This is a genomic window from Streptomyces sp. NPDC096311, assembly GCF_044763085.1.
Classification (GTDB): Bacteria; Actinomycetota; Actinomycetes; order Streptomycetales; family Streptomycetaceae; genus Streptomyces.
Window position 1 is genome coordinate 215,230 of sequence record NZ_JBIWFN010000020.1, and the last position, 16,125, is coordinate 231,354.

General features: G+C 68.3%; 12 protein-coding genes and 1 riboswitch. Of the genes, 9 read left to right on the top strand and 3 right to left on the bottom strand.

Annotation, left to right across the window (positions count from 1 at the left end):
• Positions 1–4: 4 nt before the first annotated feature.
• Complete coding sequence (locus ACIRA5_RS40370; protein WP_403699600.1) at positions 5–1,291, bottom strand: extracellular solute-binding protein; 1,287 nt, start codon at positions 1,289–1,291, stop codon at positions 5–7.
• Positions 1,292–1,716: 425 nt separating this feature from the next.
• On the opposite strand from ACIRA5_RS40370, the gene ACIRA5_RS40375 reads away from it, so the two are divergent.
• The 9 genes from ACIRA5_RS40375 (at position 1,717) to ACIRA5_RS40415 (ending at position 13,268) form a co-directional block, all read left to right on the top strand.
• On the top strand, positions 1,717–2,481 hold the full coding sequence (locus tag ACIRA5_RS40375) for a GntR family transcriptional regulator (RefSeq protein WP_054228140.1): 765 nt from the start codon (positions 1,717–1,719) through the stop codon (positions 2,479–2,481).
• A gap of 116 nt (positions 2,482–2,597) precedes the next feature.
• Positions 2,598–2,879 (top strand): DUF3311 domain-containing protein, encoded by a 282-nt coding sequence (locus ACIRA5_RS40380; RefSeq protein WP_095852672.1) that lies wholly within the window; start codon positions 2,598–2,600, stop codon positions 2,877–2,879.
• Complete coding sequence (gene mctP / locus ACIRA5_RS40385) at positions 2,876–4,486, top strand: monocarboxylate uptake permease MctP (RefSeq protein ID WP_403699604.1); 1,611 nt, start codon at positions 2,876–2,878, stop codon at positions 4,484–4,486. The genes ACIRA5_RS40380 and mctP overlap by 4 nt, the downstream gene beginning before the upstream one ends.
• 249 nt (positions 4,487–4,735) lie before the next feature.
• Positions 4,736–5,254 (top strand): GNAT family N-acetyltransferase, encoded by a 519-nt coding sequence (locus ACIRA5_RS40390; protein WP_403699607.1) that lies wholly within the window; start codon positions 4,736–4,738, stop codon positions 5,252–5,254.
• Between the two features lie 77 nt (positions 5,255–5,331).
• A riboswitch (cobalamin riboswitch) is annotated at positions 5,332–5,424 on the top strand.
• Positions 5,425–5,565: 141 nt separating this feature from the next.
• Entirely contained in the window at positions 5,566–7,965 is a 2,400-nt protein-coding gene (locus ACIRA5_RS40395; RefSeq protein WP_403699610.1) for a ribonucleoside-diphosphate reductase subunit alpha, read from the top strand.
• On the top strand, positions 7,965–8,978 hold the full coding sequence (locus ACIRA5_RS40400) for a ribonucleotide-diphosphate reductase subunit beta (protein WP_054228144.1): 1,014 nt from the start codon (positions 7,965–7,967) through the stop codon (positions 8,976–8,978). Before ACIRA5_RS40395 ends, ACIRA5_RS40400 begins: the two co-directional genes overlap by 1 nt.
• A 462-nt stretch (positions 8,979–9,440) precedes the next feature.
• Entirely contained in the window at positions 9,441–11,522 is a 2,082-nt protein-coding gene (locus ACIRA5_RS40405) for a putative Ig domain-containing protein (protein ID WP_403699615.1), read from the top strand.
• 107 nt (positions 11,523–11,629) lie between these two features.
• Entirely contained in the window at positions 11,630–12,088 is a 459-nt protein-coding gene (locus ACIRA5_RS40410) for a hypothetical protein (RefSeq protein ID WP_403699618.1), read from the top strand.
• A 217-nt stretch (positions 12,089–12,305) separates the two neighbouring features.
• Positions 12,306–13,268, top strand: coding sequence for a GlxA family transcriptional regulator (locus ACIRA5_RS40415; protein ID WP_403699621.1), 963 nt, complete (start codon positions 12,306–12,308; stop codon positions 13,266–13,268).
• A gap of 47 nt (positions 13,269–13,315) precedes the next feature.
• Here ACIRA5_RS40415 and ACIRA5_RS40420 read toward each other — a convergent pair whose 3' ends face one another.
• Both ACIRA5_RS40420 and cyc1 read right to left on the bottom strand, forming a co-directional pair.
• On the bottom strand, positions 13,316–14,686 hold the full coding sequence (locus ACIRA5_RS40420; RefSeq protein ID WP_403699624.1) for a cytochrome P450: 1,371 nt from the start codon (positions 14,684–14,686) through the stop codon (positions 13,316–13,318).
• Positions 14,683–15,768 (bottom strand): epi-isozizaene synthase, encoded by a 1,086-nt coding sequence (cyc1, locus tag ACIRA5_RS40425; RefSeq protein ID WP_403699668.1) that lies wholly within the window; start codon positions 15,766–15,768, stop codon positions 14,683–14,685. The genes ACIRA5_RS40420 and cyc1 overlap by 4 nt, the downstream gene beginning before the upstream one ends.
• Positions 15,769–16,125: the final 357 nt, after the last annotated feature.

Consider the following 16,125-nt stretch of genomic DNA (forward strand, 5'->3'; position numbering starts at 1 on the left):
CACGTCACTTGGTGTTGATGACCTTGTCGATCGCGGCGTCCGCGTCCTTCGCGGCGGCCTCGACCGACTTCTTGCCGGTGCCGATGTTCTGCAGCATGGTCTGCAGGACCTGGGCCTTCTCGACCTGGCCCCAGCCGGGAGCCATCGGCACGAACCAGTTGGACTCGGCCGCGGTGGCCGGAACCACGGTCGCCGGGTCGTTCTTGAGGGTGGCGAGGTCGGTCTTGTTGTTGGGCAGGTTGCCCTTGGCCATCAGACCCTTCTGACCGGCGGAGCCCGTGAAGGCGTTGATCCACTCGGCGGCGAGCGCCTGCGCCTTGGACTTCACCGGGACGGCGAGGTCGGAACCGCCGAGGAAGACGGGGATGTTCTTGCCGGACGGGCCGGGCATCACGAAGTTCTCGAGGTTGCCCTTGAGCTTGCCGGTCTTGTCGTTCTTCGGGTCCTCGGAGGTCGCACCCTCCCACGCGGCGCCGAAGATCATGGCTGACTTGCCCTGGCCGTAGACGATGTAACGGTCGGACTCGTCCTTGGTCTTGTCGCCGTGCATGTACTTGTCGACGATGGTCTTCCAGTCGTTGAGTCCCTTGATGGACTCCGGAGACGACAGGTTGGCCTTCCACTGGCCGCCGTCCTCCTTGGCGATGGAGCCGCCGGCGTCGTAGACGAAGGACATCGCGGCGTACCAGTCACGCGTCGGCTGGTACCAGGCGCTGAACTTGCTCCCCTCCTTCTTCTGGATCTTGTCCAGGTCGGAGATGAGCTCCGTGTACGTCTTCGGGGGCGCCTTGACACCGACCGAAGCCGCCACGTCCTTGCGCCAGTTGCCGACGCGGCCACCGGCGTAGTACGGCACGCCGTAGGTCTTGCCGTCGTAGGTGACGGAGGCCTTCAGGCCGTCCAGCCACGCGGCCGAGTTGTCGAGCTTCGACGCGTCGATGGGGGCGAAGGCTCCCTTGACCATGTAGCCGAGCATCTCGGTGTTGCCCATCTCGACCACGTCGGGCGCCTTGTCGGTGGCGAGGACCGCGTCGAGCTTGGTGTTCTTGTCCGGCCAGCCGTAGTACTCGTGGTTGATCTTGACGCCGGGGTGCGCCTTCTGCACCGCCGCGTCGGCGGCCTTCACCAGCTCGGGCCAGTTGTTCTGCGCGTCCACCGTGAGCCAGACGGTCAGTGCTTTCGCGTCCGCGCCCTTGTCCGACCCCCCGGACTTGTTGTCGCTGCTCCCGCACGCCGCGATGGAGACCATCATGCCCGCGATACCGATCGCGGCTGCCAGCTTCCGCTTCACGCCACCCTCCTCAGGGATGCCATAAACCCCCCTGCCCACCGCGGTGACACATGCCGAAGCGCTGCCGAGTACGGCCCGTGGGACTGGGACTGGACCAATGGTGTAGACCAGTACGGGGAGCTTGGCCTAGACCTAGAGGGGTGTCAAGGGTGTGTAAGCCCGACTGGTCGTCCGTTATGGGACCTACATATGCAAGGACCTTTAAGTAGGTAAGTGGCATAAACGGCGGGGCCGTTCAGCGGCCTCACATGCCTCTCGGTCGGCCCGAGTCCACACTATGGACTAGACCAACGGGTACGCCGACGGTATATAGAGGGGATCACGGAGCGTGCGGGGGGACACTCGCACACGAAGCCGTGCCACGATGTGAGCCGTGGCCGACGGGATGTCGGTCGCTTCGGCACCCGGAGCCGGGAAGGCAGAGCATGAGCACCGACGTCAGCAGTGCGGAGAACGAGGGTGGGGCCCCCATCCGTACCGCGCGCGTGCCCAAGTACTACCGCCTCAAGAAGCACCTGCTCGACATGACGGAGACACTGCCGCCCGGCACGCCCGTACCGCCCGAGCGCACCCTCGCCGCCGAGTTCGACACCTCACGCACGACCGTGCGCCAGGCCCTCCAGGAACTGGTCGTCGAGGGCCGCCTCGAACGCATCCAGGGCAAGGGCACGTTCGTCGCGAAGCCCAAGGTCTCCCAGGCGCTCCAGCTCACCTCGTACACCGAGGACATGCGCGCCCAGGGCCTTGAACCCACCTCGCAGCTCCTGGACATCGGCTACATCACCGCCGACGACACCCTCGCCGAGCTGCTCGACATCTCGGCCGGCGGCCGGGTGCTGCGCATCGAGCGGCTGCGCCTCGCGAGCGGCGAGCCGATGGCCATCGAGACGACCCACCTCTCCGCGAAGCGCTTCCCCGCCCTGCGCCGCAGCCTGGTGAAGTACACGTCCCTCTACACCGCGCTCGCCGAGGTGTACGACGTCCATCTCGCCGAGGCCGAGGAGACCATCGAGACCTCGCTGGCCACCCCGCGCGAGGCCGGCCTGCTCGGCACCGACGTCGGTCTGCCCATGCTGATGCTCTCCCGGCACTCGCTGGACCGGCAGGGCGAGCCGGTGGAGTGGGTGCGGTCGGTGTACCGGGGCGACCGGTACAAGTTCGTGGCACGGCTCAAGCGCCCGCAGGAGTAGCGCACCTGTCGTGCTGCCCCGACCGAGATACGGACTAGGGGTTCCGTATGGCTGACGCCGTCGCCTAGATTGCCTGCGCATTGCACAGGTGAACAGCGAGGGGACGGAGTCGCCGTATGTCAGACGTGTCAGACGTTTCAGACGCGCCGAAGGTCGAACCGCCGGTGGTGACACCGATCCGGGTGGTCATCGCCCTGTGTCTGATCGCCCCGTTCGTGGCGATGCTGTGGGTCGGCTCCTACGCCAAGACCGACCCGGCGTTCATCGGCATCCCGTTCTTCTACTGGTACCAGATGCTGTGGGTGCTCGTGTCCACCGCGCTCACCGTGACCGCGTACCAGCTGTGGCAGCGTGACCAGCGCGCCCGCGCGTCCCAGGGCGGGGGTGCGGCGAAGTGAAGGACGGTGTGAACGGCGTCGCGCTCGGCGTCTTCATCTTCTTCTTCCTGGCCGTCACGGTCATGGGCTTCCTGGCCGCGCGCTGGCGCAGGGCGGACGACGAGCACAGTCTCGACGAATGGGGCCTGGGCGGACGGTCGTTCGGCACCTGGGTCACCTGGTTCCTGCTCGGCGGCGACCTCTACACGGCGTACACCTTCGTCGCCGTACCGGCGGCGATCTACGCGGCGGGCGCGGCCGGCTTCTTCGCCGTTCCGTACACGATCCTCGTCTACCCGCTGATCTTCACGTTCCTCCCCCGCCTGTGGTCGGTCTCCCACAAGCACGGGTACGTGACGACCTCGGACTTCGTGCGCGGGCGCTTCGGTTCGAAGGGCCTGTCCCTCGCCGTGGCCGTGACCGGCATCCTCGCGACCATGCCGTACATCGCGCTCCAGCTGGTCGGCATCCAGGCCGTCCTGGACGTGATGGGCGTGGGCGGCGGCGAGAACACGAACTGGTTCGTGAAGGACCTTCCGCTCCTCATCGCGTTCGGCGTGCTGGCCGCGTACACCTACTCCTCGGGGCTGCGCGCCCCCGCCCTGATCGCGTTCGTGAAGGACACCCTGATCTACATCGTGATCGCGGTGGCCATCATCTACATCCCGATCAAGCTGGGCGGGTTCGACGAGATCTTCAAGGCGGCGAGCGACAAGTACACGGCGGCGGGGGCGGGCGGGCTCGTGCCCGCCGAAGCGGGCCAGTGGACATACGCCACGCTCGCGCTCGGATCGGCGCTCGCGCTGTTCATGTACCCGCACTCGATCACGGCGACGCTCTCCAGCCGCAGCCGTGAGGTGATCCGCCGCAACACCACGATCCTTCCTCTCTACTCCCTGATGCTGGGGCTGCTCGCCCTGCTCGGGTTCATGGCGATCGCGGCCGGGGTCAAGGTCACCAACGGCCAGCTCGCCATCCCTCAGCTCTTCGAGAACATGTTCCCGGACTGGTTCGCGGGGGTGGCCTTCGCGGCGATCGGCATCGGAGCGCTCGTGCCGGCGGCCATCATGTCCATCGCGGCCGCGAACCTCTTCACCCGCAACATCTACAAGGACTTCATCAAGCCGGACGCGACCCCGCAGCAGGAGACCAGGGTCTCCAAGCTGGTGTCGCTGCTTGTGAAGGTGGGCGCGCTGGTCTTCGTCCTGACGATGGACAAGACGGTCGCGATCAACTTCCAGCTCCTGGGCGGCATCTGGATCCTCCAGACCTTCCCGGCGCTGGTCGGTGGCCTGTTCACCCGCTGGTTCCACCGCTGGGCGCTGCTCGGGGGCTGGGCGGTGGGCATGCTGTACGGCACGCTCGCCGCGTACGGGGTCGCCTCGCCGACCCAGAAGCACTTCGGCGGCAGTTCGAAGGAGATCCCGGGCATCGGGGAGATCGGCTACATCGGTCTGACGGCCTTCGTCCTGAACGTCGTGGTCAGCGTCGTCCTCACCTTCGCCCTCCGCGCCTTCAACGCGCCGGACGGCGTCGACGAGACGTCTCCGGAGGACTACACGGCGGATGCGGGTGACGCGGGCGTCGAGGCGGAACTGCCCCCGGCCACGGCCGGTTCCACCCACTAAGCCCTGGGGCTCCGCCCCCAGGCCCCCGGGTGCGTGCGTTGGCTGCGGGCGGGTGGGGGCTGATCGCGCAGTTCCCCGCGCCCCCAAAGGCCTGGGGCGTCGGGGCGCAGCCCCGTGCCCCAGGGGCGCGGGGAACTGCGTGCCAAGCCCCCACCCGCCCGCAGCCGAAGAACCGCGCGTACAACCCCCACGGGCCGTCGGACGAAAATCCGGCGGCCCGTTCCCGTGCCCTGTTGCACACTCACCGGCATGGACATCCGCATCAGACACGCCCACCCCCACGAATACGACCGCATCGGCGAGATCACCGCACAGGCCTACCTCGGCGACGGCCTGCTCGACTTCGGGGAGAGCGACGAGTACCTCGGCGAACTGCGAGACGTGGCACAACGAGCCACCGCCGCGGAGGTCCTCGTCGCCGTGGATCACGACCACGACCACGACCACATCCTCGGCGCCGTCACCTTCGTACCGCGTGGCGGCCCCATGGCCGACATAGCCCGCCCCGGCGAAGCCGAGATCCGTATGCTCGCCGTCGCACGCGAGTCCCGTGGCCGAGGCGCCGGCGAGACCCTCGTCCGCGCCTGCGTCGACCACGCACGCGCCACCGCGGGCTGCGTACGCGTCGTGCTCTCCACCCAGCGCACCATGCACGCCGCCCACCGCATCTACGAACGCCTGGGCTTCACCCGCACCCCCGACCGCGACTGGAACCCGCTCCCGGAGCTCGACGACATCACTCTCCTCACCTACGAGTTGACACTCTGACACCGGCACGACACAACATCTGGTGGTGTCACCGCAGCCCGACACAAGATGTATGCTCATGCTCGCTGTCGCCGCAGGGGAATCCGGTGCAAATCCGGAACTGTCCCGCAACGGTGTACTTGTACGTGTTCGCACACCCGCGCCCATGTACTCGCGTCAGTCCGAGGACCTGCCGACAGCGCGCCCGGCCATCCGGCCCGGGTGCATGACGTCCGGGCCTCGCGGAATGGGCCGGTGGACGCGACGCCGTGTGCGCTCGTGAGCTGCCCTGCCCTCCGCCAGGCCCCGTGCCGAGCGAGGGAGAGCCCCAAGTGACCATCGCGCCAGCCGACCCGGCTTCAGCTACCGCTTTCGCACAGCAGGAGCGGAAGCAGGTCCCGGTGGAGACGGACGGTCCCGGTACCACGCTGCTGCGTACCCTGACCGACCTCACCGCCGACCTCCCCGGCGCCGACCCCGGCCGGGTCGCCGCCGCCACGCTGCGCGGCCGGTCCGCGCACGCGGACGACACGGAGCTGCGCGAACTGGCCACCGAGGCGGCCGCGGGCCTCATCTCCGAGGACCCCGTCTACTCCCGGCTGGCGGCCAGGCTGCTGACGATCAGCATCGCGGCGGAGGCCGCCTCGCAGGGCGTCACGTCCTTCTGCGAGTCGATCGCCGCGGGTCACCGCGAGGGCCTGATCGCCGACCGGACGGCGGAGTTCGTCCGGCTGCACACGGCCCGGCTGGACGCGCTGATCGACACCGACGGCGACGACCGCTTCGGCTACTTCGGCCTGCGCACCCTGCACAGCCGCTATCTGCTCCGGCACCCGATCACCCGCAAGGTCATCGAGACGCCCCAGCACTTCATGCTGCGCGTGGCGTCGGGCATGGCCGAGGACGACACGAACCGGGCCCTGGACGAGGTCGCGGCGCTCTACGGGCTCATGAGCCGTCTCGACTACCTCCCCTCCTCCCCCACGCTGTTCAACTCCGGTACGCGGCACCCGCAGATGTCGTCCTGCTACCTCCTCGACTCCCCGCTGGACGAGCTGGACTCCCTCTACGACCGCTACCACCAGGTGGCCCGCCTCTCGAAGCACGCGGGCGGCATCGGTCTTTCGTACTCCCGGATCCGTTCGCGCGGTTCGCTGATCCGCGGTACGAACGGGCACTCCAACGGAATCGTCCCGTTCCTGAAGACCCTCGACGCCTCGGTCGCCGCGGTGAACCAGGGCGGCCGACGCAAGGGCGCGGCCGCGGTCTACCTGGAGACCTGGCACTCCGACATCGAGGAGTTCCTGGAGCTGCGCGACAACACCGGTGAGGACGCCCGCCGTACGCACAACCTGAACCTCGCGCACTGGATCCCGGACGAGTTCATGCGCCGGGTCGACACCGACGGGCAGTGGTCTCTCTTCTCGCCCTCCGACGTGCCCGAGCTGGTCGACCTGTGGGGCGACGAGTTCGACGCGGCGTACCGCAGGGCGGAGGCGGCCGGCCTCGCCAAGAAGACCATCCCGGCCCGTGACCTCTACGGCCGCATGATGCGCACGCTCGCGCAGACCGGCAACGGCTGGATGACCTTCAAGGACGCCGCCAACCGCACCGCCAACCAGACGGCGGAGCCGGGCCACACCGTCCACTCCTCGAACCTCTGCACCGAGATCCTGGAGGTCACGGACGACGGGGAGACGGCGGTCTGCAACCTCGGCTCGGTCAACCTCGGCGCCTTCGTGGTCGACGGGGACATCGACTGGGAGCGGCTGGACGAGACGGTCCGTACCGCCGTCACCTTCCTCGACCGTGTCGTCGACATCAACTTCTACCCGACCGAGCAGGCCGGCCGGTCGAACGCGAAGTGGCGGCCCGTCGGCCTCGGCGCGATGGGCCTGCAGGACGTCTTCTTCAAGCTGCGCGTCCCCTTCGACTCCCCGCAGGCCAAGGCCCTCTCCACCCGGATCGCCGAGCGGATCATGCTCGCCGCGTACGAGGCCTCGGCCGACCTCGCGGAGCGCAGCGGCCCGCTCCCGGCCTGGGAGAAGACCCGTACGGCCCGTGGCGTCCTGCACCCCGACCACTACGGCGTGGAGCTGACCTGGCCGGAGCGCTGGGCGGCCCTGCGGGAACGTATCGCCGCGGTCGGCATGCGCAACTCCCTCCTCCTCGCCATCGCGCCCACCGCCACCATCGCGTCCATCGCGGGTGTGTACGAGTGCATCGAGCCTCAGGTGTCCAACCTTTTCAAGCGCGAGACGCTCTCCGGTGAGTTCCTCCAGGTCAACTCCTACCTGGTGGACGAGCTGAAGAAGCTCGGCGTGTGGGACGCGCAGACCCGCGAGGCGCTGCGCGAGTCCAACGGTTCGGTGCAGGGCTTCACTTGGGTCCCGCAGGACGTCCGCGACCTGTACCGCACGGCCTGGGAGATCCCGCAGCGCGGCCTGATCGACATGGCCGCCGCCCGCACCCCGTTCCTGGACCAGGCCCAGTCCCTGAACCTCTTCCTGGAGACGCCGACCATCGGCAAGCTCTCCTCGATGTACGCGTACGCCTGGAAGTCGGGCCTGAAGACGACGTACTACCTGCGCTCCCGCCCCGCGACCCGTATCGCCCGTGCCGCCCAGGCGCAGGCCCAGCCCGAGAAGACCATCCCCGTGCAGGCGATCCCCGACGAGGACGCCGTCGCCTGCTCCCTTGAGAACCCCGAGTCCTGCGAGGCCTGCCAGTAATGAGCTCCACCGAGAAGAACCTGCTCGACCCGGGCTTCGAACTCACCCTCCGCCCCATGCGCTACCCGGACTTCTACGAGCGCTACCGGGACGCCATCAAGAACACCTGGACCGTGGAGGAGGTCGACCTCCACTCGGACGTGGCCGACCTCGCGAAGCTCTCGCAGGGTGAGCAGCACATGATCGGCCGGCTGGTCGCGTTCTTCGCGACGGGCGACTCGATCGTGTCGAACAATCTCGTGCTGACCCTCTACAAGCACATCAACTCCCCCGAGGCGCGCCTGTATCTCTCCAGGCAGCTGTTCGAGGAAGCGGTCCACGTCCAGTTCTATCTGACCCTGCTGGACACCTACCTTCCCGACCCGGAGGACCGCGCCGCCGCCTTCGACGCCGTCGAGAGCATCCCCTCGATCCGTGAGAAGGCCGAGTTCTGCTTCAAGTGGATGGACTCGGTGGAGAAGCTGGACCGTCTGGAGACCAAGGCGGACCGGCGTCGCTTCCTGCTCAACCTCATCTGCTTCGCCGCGTGCATCGAGGGCCTCTTCTTCTACGGCGCCTTCGCGTACGTCTACTGGTTCCGCAGCCGGGGTCTGCTGCACGGTCTCGCCACCGGCACCAACTGGGTGTTCCGCGACGAGACGATGCACATGTCCTTCGCCTTCGAGGTGGTGGACACCGTGCGCAAGGAGGAGCCGGAGCTCTTCGACGACCAGCTCCAGCAGCAGGTCACCGACATGCTGAGGGAGGCCGTCGAGGCCGAGCTGCAGTTCGCGCGCGACCTGTGCGGTGAGGGTCTGCCGGGCATGAACACCGACTCGATGCGCCAGTATCTGGAGTGCGTGGCCGACCAGCGTTTGCAGCGTCTCGGCTTCGCCCCGGTGTACGGCTCCGAGAACCCCTTCTCCTTCATGGAGCTCCAGGGCGTCCAGGAGCTGACCAACTTCTTCGAGCGCCGCCCCTCGGCGTACCAGGTGGCGGTGGAGGGCTCGGTCGGCTTCGACGAGGACTTCTGACGGACGAGGACTTCCGGCGGCACGAAAGTTTCCGGCGGTCCGAGAACTTCCGTCGGTACGAGAACTTCGGTCGGTACGAGAACTTCCGTCGGTCCGAGGACTTCTGACGGTATGACACCGGTGATGCCGGGCCGCATGTGGCGGCCCGGCATCACCGCGTCTCGTCCATGGGCCGTCCATGCACCGTCCATGGACCCCCTATGGGGCGGCAAAGTTCTTCGGGCGTGGCTATCCGGGCGTCATCGGCCCCGGCTAGGTTCTGGCCGTCCTGACATGTCACGTACAGCGGCACGACAGGACGATCTAATTGGCATGCCCATGGCACATCCGCACTTCTCTCACGCTACGCGCGTCACGGGCCTGCCACGCAACGCCGAGAACCCCCACTTCCGGCTGTGGAGCCGTGCGCGGCCCTACCCCGGCCCGCACGGCACCCGCCTCAAACCGATGGAGGCAGCACCCATGCGTGAGACACCCCCCAGCAGGCCCGCCCGGCGACTGCGAAGACTTCTGACCGCCGCCGCGCCCGCCCTCGCCCTCACGGTCGCCGGACTCATGGCGGCCCCGGCCGCGAACGCGCAGCCGGCGCCGACCACCGCCAAGCCCTCCCGGGCCGCCCAGAACGCGAAGGCCCTGACCGCCCCGGCCGCACAGGCCGTGCACGCCACGGGCAAGGCGGGCCAGAAGGTGCCGACCACGCACCTGTGCGGCGCCCCGACAGCCGGTCACGCGGCCTGCTTCGCGCAGCGCCGCACCGACATCAAGCAGAAGCTGGCCGCCGCGATCTCGCCGAACGCCGCCGCCGCGGTGTCCGGTCTGAGCCCGGCCAACCTGCACAGCGCCTACAACCTGCCCTCCACCGGCGGCTCCGGCCTGACCGTCGCCGTGGTCGACGCGTACAACGACCCCAACGCGGAGTCGGACCTCGCGACCTACCGTTCGCAGTTCGGCCTGTCGGCCTGCACCAAGGCCAACGGCTGCTTCAAGCAGGTCAGCCAGACCGGCTCGACCAGCTCCCTGCCGACCAACGACACCGGCTGGGCGGGTGAGGAAGCGCTCGACATCGACATGGTCAGCGCGGTCTGCCCGAACTGCAACATCGTCCTCGTCGAGGCCAACTCGGCCACCGACTCCGACCTCGGCACCGCCGAGAACGAGGCCGTGACGCTGGGCGCGAAGTTCGTCTCCAACAGCTGGGGCGGCTCCGAGTCCTCCTCGCAGACCAGCGAGGACACCTCGTACTTCAAGCACCCGGGCGTGGCCATCACCGTCTCCTCCGGTGACGAGGCCTACGGCGCCGAGTACCCGGCCACCTCCCAGTACGTGACCGCCGTCGGCGGCACCGCCCTGTCCACCAGCTCCAACAGCCGCGGCTGGACCGAGTCCGTGTGGAAGACCAGCAGCACCGAGGGCACCGGCTCCGGCTGCTCCGCCTACGACGCGAAGCCGAGCTGGCAGACCGACACCGGCTGCTCCAAGCGCATGGAGTCCGACGTCTCCGCGGTCGCCGACCCCGCCACCGGCGTGGCCGTCTACGACACCTACGGCGGCTCCGGCTGGGCGGTCTACGGCGGTACGAGTGCCTCCTCGCCGATCATCGCGGGTGTGTACGCCCTCGCGGGCACCCCGGGCTCCAGCGACTACCCGGCGAAGTACCCGTACTCCCACACCTCGAACCTGTACGACGTGACCAGCGGCAACAACGGCTCCTGCTCGCCCTCGTACTTCTGCACCGCCGCCACCGGCTACGACGGCCCGACCGGCTGGGGCACCCCGAACGGCACCACCGCCTTCGCGTCGGGCACCAGCACCGGCAACACGGTGACCGTCACCAACCCGGGCAGCCAGTCCACCACCACCGGCGGTTCGGTCAGCCTGCAGATCTCGGCGAGCGACAGCGCGGGCGCGACCCTCACCTACAGCGCGAGCGGCCTGCCGACCGGTCTTTCGATCAGCAGCTCCACCGGTCTGATCTCCGGCACCGCGAGCACGGCCGGTACGTACAGCGTCACCGTCTCCGCCTCCGACAGCACGGGCGCCTCCGGCTCCGCCTCCTTCACCTGGACCGTCAGCACCTCCGGCGGCGGCACCTGCACCTCGGCCCAGCTGCTCGGCAACCCGGGCTTCGAGTCGGGCAACACCACCTGGAGCGCCAGCAGCGGCGTGATCACCAACTCCAGCAGTGAGGCCGCGCACGCCGGTTCTTACAAGGCGTGGCTGGACGGCTACGGCTCGACGCACACCGACACGCTCTCCCAGTCGGTGACGATCCCGTCCGGCTGCAAGGCCAGCTTCACCTTCTACCTGCACATCGACACCGCGGAGACCACCACGAGCAGCCAGTACGACAAGCTGACGGTCACCGCCGGATCGACCACTCTGGCGACGTACTCGAACCTCAACGCCGCCTCCGGCTACGCCCAGAAGACCTTCGATCTGTCCTCGTTCGCCGGGTCCACCGTCACCCTGAAGTTCAGCGGTGCCGAGGACTCCTCGCTCCAGACCAGCTTCGTCGTCGACGACACCGCCGTCACGACCAGCTGACCGGTGGGGCCCTGGCCGGCGTCGCGGCCAGGGCCCTGTTCCCCTGTGTCCCTGTGTGGATCCTGATGCGGGGGTGGTACGTCCAAGCGACAAGGAGGTGCCACCCCATGCGTCGTACGACCCATCATCGGATCCTCGCCCTCACGGCCCTGACACTGCTCCTCGCGGGCTGCGGCACACAGGGCGGCGGTGACGCGGGCGGCAGCCGCACCGTGTCGCCGTCCCCCACGACGAGCCACCCCAGCTGTGACGCCGCTCCCGCGGAGCTCGGCGCCGCCGACACCGGCCACACGTACTGCCTCACGGCCGGCGGCGTACTCCGCCTCACCCTGGACGGCACCACCAGTCGGCCGTGGACGCCCGTCAAGGTCAGCGGCACCGGGCTAGAGGCCACCAACAGCGGCGTCGTCCTCCAGGCGGGCGACGCGAGCTCCGCCTTCAAGGCGGTCTCGGCGGGAACCGCCCACCTCAGCTCGTCCCGGCCGCTCTGCGCGACCGCCCCGGGCAAGGTGTCGTGCAAGGGCATTCAGGAGTGGACGGTCACGGTGCTGGTCACGAAGTCCTAGCTGACGGTCGATGCGCCGCTCGTGGGCCACGCCGATCAGCGCGGGCAGGGCCAGGACCACGAAGAGCGCGAGGACGGTCAGGATTCCGACGGTGGTGTCCGAGTTTCCGATGAGCATCTTCATGAACACCACTGTCGTACCGCTCACCCTTCGGCGTCAGTGGCAGGACTGCCGTACACCCTCGATTTCCTGCCACGGCCGAGGCACACTGGCGGACATGCTGAAAAACGTGGCCGCGGTCCTGCTCGACGGTGTGCACCCCTTCGAACTCGGGGTCGTCTGCGAGGTGTTCGGCATCGACCGCAGCGACGACGGCCTGCCCGTCTACGACTTCGCGGTCGCCTCCGCCGAGGGTCCGATCCTGAGCACCCACGCGGGGTTCTCGCTGACCACGGAGCACGGCCTGGAGCGACTGGAGAGCGCCGACCTCATCGCTCTGCCCGCCGGTAACTCCTATGTGTCCCGGTCCTATCCGCCCGAACTGCTCGACGCCCTGCACCGCGCCACGGACCGCGGCGCCCGGGTGCTCAGCGTCTGTTCCGGTGTCTTCGTGCTCGGCGCGGCCGGGCTCCTCGACGGGCGGCGCTGCGCCGTGCACTGGCACCACGCCGAGGAGCTCACCCGGCAGTACCCGAAGGCGATCGTCGAACCGGACGTGCTGTACGTGGACGAGGACCCGGTGATCACCTCGGCCGGCACCGCCGCCGGAATCGACGCCTGTCTGCACATCGTCCGCAAGGAACAGGGCCCCGAGGTCGCCAATGCCATCGCCCGCCGGATGGTGGTGCCCCCGCACCGGGACGGCGGGCAGGCCCAGTACATCGAGCGCCCGCTGCCCCGCTCCACCTGCGACACGGTCGGCGAGGTGCTGGTGTGGATGGAGCGCCACCTCGACCGGGAGGTGACCGTCGAGCAGCTCGCGGCCCGCGCCCACATGTCCCCGCGGACCTTCGCGCGCCGCTTCCAGCAGGAGACCGGTACCACCCCGTACCGCTGGATCCTGCGCCAAAGGGTGCTGCTGGCACAGGAGTTGCTGGAGGCCTCGGACGAGACGATGGACGCGATCGCGGGCCGCACCGGGTTCGGCACCGCGGCCGCGCTGCGCCACCAGTTCGTCCGGAGCCTGGGGACGACCCCGCAGGCGTACCGGCGCACGTTCAGGGGCCCGCGGGCTGCCTGAACGCGCACCGGTACGGACACGGGGTCACCGCGGACGACGCCGCGCGGTCAGCGCGGCAGGGCCCTCAGCAGCAGCCGGTACGGACGCAGGGTGATGCCGACGCGGGTCGCGTCATTGGACTCGGAGACCTGCTCGAACCGCCACCGGGACGCCACCGTCGCCGTGATCAGGCTGAGCTGCGCCATCGAGAAGTGGTCGCTCGGGCACTTCCGGTTGCCCACACTGAAGGGGCTCATGGCGTGCTTCGGGACGTCCTTGGCGCGTTCCGGAAGCCAGCGGTCTGGGTCGAAATCCAGATGCCCGTCGTACGAGCGCGGATCACGCTGGATGGCGAACGGACTGTAGACGATGTCGGCACCGGCCGGTATCCGATAGCCGCCGAGTTCGGTTTCGGTCACCGCCCGCCGGGTCAAAATCCATACGGCGGGGCGCAGCCGCATCGACTCGACGACGACATTGTTGGTGTACGACAGCCTCCGGACGTCGTCGAATGCGACGGGCCGGTCTCCGACGACGGATTTGACCTCCTCGGCCACGCGCGCGGCGTGTTCCGGGTGTTCGGTGAGGACTTGCAGCAGCCACATGATCGTGGACGCCACGGTTTCGCTGCCGGGCGTGAGTATCGCTACGACTTGGTCGTGGATCTCCTGTTCGCCGATCGGCTCGCCGTTCTCGTCCTTCGCTTCCAGCAATGCCGTCAGCAAATCGTCCGGCTTTTGACCGGATGCGCGGCGCTCGGCGACGATCTCGTCGACGAGGAGATGCAAATCGGCCAATGCGCGGTCGAATTTGCGGTTGGCCGGAAGCGGCAGCCGATAGAACGGGCCCGCCGGGATCACCATGCGCCGGTACATGCCGCGGAACACGGTGGCGAGCGCGACGCTCAGCCGCTCGGCGCGCTCGTCCATGAACTCGCCGCGCAGCAGACAGCGGGCCGCGATGCGCACGGCGACGCGGAACGACTCGGCGGTGCAGTCGACGGGCTCGCCCGACCCCATGCGCTCGGCGAGCGCCCGCGCCTCCTCCTCCATGATCGGTCCGTACTCGGGGATGATGTCGAGCCGGAACGCGGGCTGGATGGTGCGGCGCTGGCGACGGTGCCTGAGCCCGTTCGCCGTTGCCACGCCCTCCTTGCCGAGCAGGCCTTCCAGGGACTCCCAGAGGGGTCCGTCGATCTTGAAGTCGGTGCTGAGCGCCATCGCTCCGGTGAGGGCCGGCGAGGTGAGCGCGTACACCGTCTTGGGGCCCAGCTTGAGCCGTACGACGTCGCCGTGATCGCGGAGCCGGGCGAGGAAGCCCAGCGGGTCGCGAACCAGTTTCCAGCCGTGGCCCAGGACGGGTACGCCACCCCCGGCCAGGGGTGGGACGGGCAGCTGTGGTGCCGCGGGTTGCGCGGGCTTCACGGACTCGACGGTCATGACTCACCTGCCGCTTCGTTGTTGACGTACGGGGGTGTGGAGCGGTCGTCCCAGCTGTCGACGGTGTACCGGCCGGACTCGTGGTGGAACCAGTACACGGAGCTGAACCAGTTCCGCATACTGCCGAGGCACGCTTTCACCGCGAGGCTCAATTCCTTGCCGTGCACGGTGCCGTCCGCGAGGGTGTCGGAGAAGCGGTTGAGGTCCTTTTCCGCGTCGAGGAATTCGGTGATGCATTCCTCGATCCGCCGCCGGATGTCCTGGACCGCTTCTTCGAGTGTCAGCCCCTCGTGATGAATGAGGCTGATTCCGAGATTGTGGACCTCGTCGCCCGCGATTTCTTTCGGGAGCGAACAGAGATCGTTGTACCAGGCGGCGAATTCCTGGCTCAGCAGCGCCGCCCGCCGATATGCGAAATGGTTCCGCACGGCGGTGGGAAGTTCACAGCCCGCGCTCGGTTCCAGAAGGTCGGTCCAGATCCAGTGCGCGAAGGTGAGCCGCCGCAGTTCCAGATATTCCTCGACCGTGGGCACGGTTCCGTTGACACGGTTGCGGAATTCCCGGTCGTACGCCTCGATCACCGCGTGGAAATGTCGGGCGAAGCGCGCGTTCCACTTCTTGGTCAGGAACGAGTACAGGCGCACCATGCTGTCCGCGAACCCCGCGACCAGGGGATCCCGGTGGTGCAGGTGCTCCCTCGGGGAGTCCAGAGCCGCGTGCAGCTGGAACCTGAGCCTCCGCCAGGCGCCGGGCCTGCCGTGGACGACATCGCGGTCGTGGCGGTCGTCCCAGATGAAGAACCACGCGCTGTAGTCCGCTATCGCCTGCATGACCTCGTCGGGAGCGCCAATGTAGTAGCCCGCCATCAGGTCCGTATAGCAAAGGCCGTCGGCATATTCGTCGACCTTGTCCGCCGACATGAGGCGTTTTTCCCTCAGCCACGAACGTGTGTTCTCCTGGAGCCTCGGCCAATACGGGTGCAGTTGGCGGGGAAACGCGGACTCGATCACCGGGAGAGAGAGCGCCGGTGGAACCGCGACCACGGTCGGTGTCGATGAAGTGCCGTGTGAGAATGCATGCACGAACAAACCCCTCTCAGCCGCCAGTTGACGCTGCGCCCCTCCCGCTGTGCCGGGCGTGCGCCGTTGCGTATCCCCGCACTTCCCATTCAGCACCACAACTGACCGTTCTGGGAACGGATTTGCTCCACTCACTACCCCACAGCGCCGAGAATCCCCCCTTGTGTGACTGAATATGGATCACTAGAGGAGCACAAGGGATCGAACGTGCGACACACACGCGAACGGCGCCTGGTCAGGGAGTTCCCCCCTGACCAGGCGCCGCTCGGGCCGACCCCCCCCGGGGCGCGGGCCCCACCAGTCCAGCCCCGACCCACTCGGTGGCGGCGAGCGGGGAGCGGGGGGCGTTCTCGGCCCTAA